Annotated in this window: 4 protein-coding genes; 1 reads left to right on the top strand and 3 read right to left on the bottom strand. The window is 40.2% G+C overall.

What is annotated here, in order from left to right:
- Positions 1-154: 154 nt before the first annotated feature.
- The 3 genes from C1E99_RS02180 to C1E99_RS02170 form a co-directional block, all read right to left on the bottom strand.
- The gene (locus tag C1E99_RS02180) at positions 155-892 is read right to left on the bottom strand and encodes a CpsD/CapB family tyrosine-protein kinase (RefSeq protein ID WP_105107181.1); all 738 of its coding nucleotides are present in this window, start codon (positions 890-892) and stop codon (positions 155-157) included.
- A 20-nt stretch (positions 893-912) separates the two neighbouring features.
- Positions 913-1,650, bottom strand: a complete 738-nt coding sequence (locus C1E99_RS02175; protein ID WP_105107182.1) for a YveK family protein — start codon at positions 1,648-1,650, stop codon at positions 913-915.
- Positions 1,651-1,844: 194 nt separating this feature from the next.
- Positions 1,845-2,867, bottom strand: coding sequence for a branched-chain amino acid aminotransferase (locus C1E99_RS02170; protein ID WP_105206449.1), 1,023 nt, complete (start codon positions 2,865-2,867; stop codon positions 1,845-1,847).
- Positions 2,868-3,081: 214 nt separating this feature from the next.
- Between C1E99_RS02170 and C1E99_RS02165 the strand changes: the two genes are divergently transcribed.
- Positions 3,082-4,061 (top strand): ISL3 family transposase (locus C1E99_RS02165; protein WP_105206448.1); only part of this gene is annotated, 980 nt, incomplete at its 3' end.

Raw genomic sequence — 4,061 nt, 5'->3', positions numbered from 1 at the left:
ACAAGGCCTTTTTATTTTGTCCAGATGAGGTGGTTTAAGCACCAAAACAGCTATTTTTCCCTAAAAACAGTAAAAAAGACAAACACCAAAACGATGTTTGTCTGCAATCTGAAAGGAGCTAACAAATGTAGCTCCTCTTTTTTATAATGATTTTTTATTCTGACTTTTCCGTATCGGATCCATAGTAGTAATAATACGAATCCTTTTGCTCAATGGCTACATCATTCATTACATAACCTAAAATATTTGCTTCGACAGTGTTCAGATTGCGCAAACTCTTCTCCAGTTCCGTCTTCAACACATATTCCTGTCGAACAACAAGAATCATCCCATCTACTTTTCTGGACATGATTTGCGCATCTGTCACACTATTAACTGGAGGCAGATCATAAATAATGTATTCAAAATAATTTGCCAGTTCTGTCATTAACTTTGTCATTTGTTCTGACTGAAGTAATTCAGAAGGATTGGGTGGGATAAAACCAGATGTTAACACATACAAATCAATATCGGAAAGATAGTTCAAATGTTGTGTAAATCGCACCTCATTATGAACCACCAAGTCAGTTAAGCCACGAGCATTCTTTAACTTAAAGGTTCTGTGAACCGTTGGTTTTCGCAAATCCGCATCCACTATCAAAACTTTCTTACCTGTTGAGGCAAGACTATGGGCCAAATTGGCAGATACAGTTGATTTCCCTTCTCCTGGAATAGAAGAGGTAATCCCAATTGACTTCACCTTACCTTTTAATTGAGCATATTCTAAATTTGTACGGAGAACGCGAATTTGTTCAGCATTTAAACTGTTAGGCTGGGTTGCAGAATAAAGTGGTGAACCTTGCATCTGTTGCTTATTTAAAACCCGCTGTCTTTTCTTTTTTCCAAAAAACATAGGACCCCTCTCTTTCTAAATTATTTTTCTGATTGATAGGAAGCATTCACAATTTCTTTCACACTCATATTGTATAACTCTGTCAGTAGTGTTAAATTGTGACTTTGCAAGAACGCATCATTTTTAACCGTCCGATCCAACAGATTTCGTGAGAGAACGAAGCCGAATGAAAGGAAGACACCACCCAATACTCCAGTTACAATATTCTTTACGATACTTGGTGATACCTTATTGCTATTATAGGATGCCGGGGAGAGAACTACGACTTTCCCAAATCCTTCGCTATAAATTTCTTGCAAGGTTTGGCTAAAAACAGTTGTGATTTCTTCTAAAACCGCTTGAGCTTCTGTAGCATCGTCTAACCTTAGTTTTACAACGAAGGCTTGAGAATCCTCTGTTTGAATGAAGCTGAGGCGGTCTTTCAAATAGGCTGCAGAATAGTCGCCTCCAAAGGTTTCAGAAACTTTTCCTAACACTGGAACACCATATAAAATATCTCGGTAAGTTGGAATCATTTCCAGATTTGTTCGAATAGATGTAGCAGCTTGTGCGTAAGTATTAGTGGTCCCCATTTCAATCGGATCCTGTGCCACTAGTAGTTGTGCGCTCGATTCGTACTGGGGAGTTACACCAAAACTTGCATAAAGTCCCATTATAGCACCTCCAATCGAAGCACAAACTGCTATTAAAATGATATTTTTCTTAAAGAGATTGACAATTTCAAGAAAATTCAATGTATCATCTGTTTTTTTATCCATGAATGATATTCCTTTCTATAGTGCAGGAAATTTTTTTACTCTACATTCGATTATATCAAAATTGTTCGTAATTAGAAGATATAAGAGCCCTAAATTTACAATCAACCATTAAAAGAAATACAAATCAGTTCAACAAAAAATAGAGTTACCTTTTTAAGGCAATTCTATTTTTTGTTGATGACATGACCTTAGATTTACTCTACAACAACAATCCAACCTTCTGGTGCTTCAATATCACCAAACTGAATACCTGTTAATTCGTCATATAATTTACGCGTGACAGGTCCTACTTCTGTTTCGCTATGGAAAACATGGAGTTTGTCTGCAATCTGGATACCACCAATTGGTGAGATGACTGCAGCTGTTCCGCAGGCTCCTGCTTCGACAAACTGGTCTAATTCTTCGACAAGGACTTCTCGCTCCACTGCCTTCATCCCTAGACGATGCTCTGCCAAATATAAGAGAGAATACTTGGTAATGGACGGCAAGATTGATGGCGAAATCGGCGTGACAAACTCGTTATCAGCTGTAATACCAAAGAAATTTGCAGACCCTACTTCTTCAATCTTGGTGTGGGTAGCTGGGTCCAGGTAAATCACATCTGAGAAGCCCTGCTTTTTGGCATACTGACCCGGTAAGAGCGATGCCGCGTAGTTTCCGCCGACCTTAGCCGCCCCTGTTCCATTTGGTGCCGCACGGTCGTACTTGTCCTGAATGAGGAAGTTGGTCGGAGATAGGCCGCCCTTGAAATAGTTGCCAACCGGCATGGCAAAAACCGTGAAAATGTACTCTTCCGCCGGTTTTACGCCGATGATGTCGCCGACGCCAATCAGGAGCGGACGGAGATAGAGGGTGCCGCCAGTTCCATAGGGAGGAACGTAGTCCGCGTTGGCTTTGACCACCTCCTTGCAGGCCTTGATGAAAAGGTCAGTCGGTACAGGCTCCATGAGCAAGCGGTCAGCAGTTCGTTGCAGACGCTCAGCATTTTGGTCAGGACGAAAGAGCTGGAGTTTTCCCTCCTTGGTGCGATAGGCCTTGAGGCCTTCAAAAGCTTGCTGACCATAGTGAAGGGCTGGGGAGCTTTCTGAAATGTGCAGTTCCGCATCTTCGGTCAATTGCCCTTCAGACCATTGGCCGTTTTTGAAATGAGCGATGAAGCGGTAAGGTAGTTTCATATAAGAAAAACCAAGGTTTTCCCAGTCAATGTTCACTGTCATATAGTTTCTCCAAATTCATTTTTTATTATTTTACTACTTTTGAAAGTGATTTTCAATTAAAAATTCAGAAAATTTTGTGAATATAAGAAAGGCTCTATAATTTCTGTAGTGGGTAAATCCACCATGGAAATTATGGAGCCTTTTTGAGTATAGAAAAAAAGTCCCATATGACCTATAATGAAAAGCGACGAAACTCACATTAGAAAGGGTTCATATGGAACAACTAAATCTTATCACAAATCTTCTCAGAATTAAAGACAAAAATATCACTATCTCTAATGAATATGACCTAGGAACTCACTTAGAACTCCACGGTCACTTGGATTACACAGCCCCTAAATGCTCAAAATGCAAGGGACAAATGGCTAAATACGACTTCCAGAAAGCCTCTAAAATCCCCTACCTAGAAACTGCTGGTTACCCGCTACTTATCCGCCTTAGAAAGCGTCGCTTCAAGTGTAAAGAATGCGGAAAAATAGCGGTCGCTGAAACTCCTCTTGTCAAGAAGAACCACCAAATCTCTGTCGCTGTTAACCAGAAGATTGCTCAATTACTCATCGAAAATCAAGCAATGAAACATATTGCACACAGGCTATCTATCTCAACATCATCAGTTATGAGAAAACTCAATGAGTTCAAGTTTGAAACAGATTGGAATGCCTTACCTGAGGTGATGAGCTGGGACGAGTATGCCTTCAAAAAAGGGAAAATGAGCTTTATCGCTCAAGATTTCGACTCCCTAAATGTCATCGCCATTCTGGACGGAAGAACTCAAGCAACCATCCGAAACCACTTTCTACGCTATCCTAGAAAGGTTAGAAATCGGGTCAAAGTCATTACCATGGATATGTTTAGTCCATACTACAAATTGGCTAGACAGCTATTTCCCAATGCAAAAATTGTACTCGACCGCTTTCATATTGTTCAACACCTTAGTCGTGCTATGAACCGTATCCGTATTCAAATTATGAATCAATTCGACAGAACATCGCAGGAATACCGAGCCTTGAAACGCTACTGGAAATTGATACAACAAGATAGCCGTAAAATCAGCGATAAACGATTTTATCGCCCTATGTTCCGAATGCACTTGACTAACAAGGAAATACTGGAAAAACTCCTGTCTTTCTCCGAGGAACTACGACAGCACTATGAACTCTATCAACTTCTCTTATTCCATTTCCAAGAGAAAAA

Source organism: Streptococcus suis (genome assembly GCF_002964045.1).
Taxonomy (GTDB): Bacteria; Bacillota; Bacilli; order Lactobacillales; family Streptococcaceae; genus Streptococcus; species Streptococcus suis_U.
Note: the sequence above shows the minus strand (reverse complement) of the source record. Positions and strands in the feature narration are given on the sequence as shown.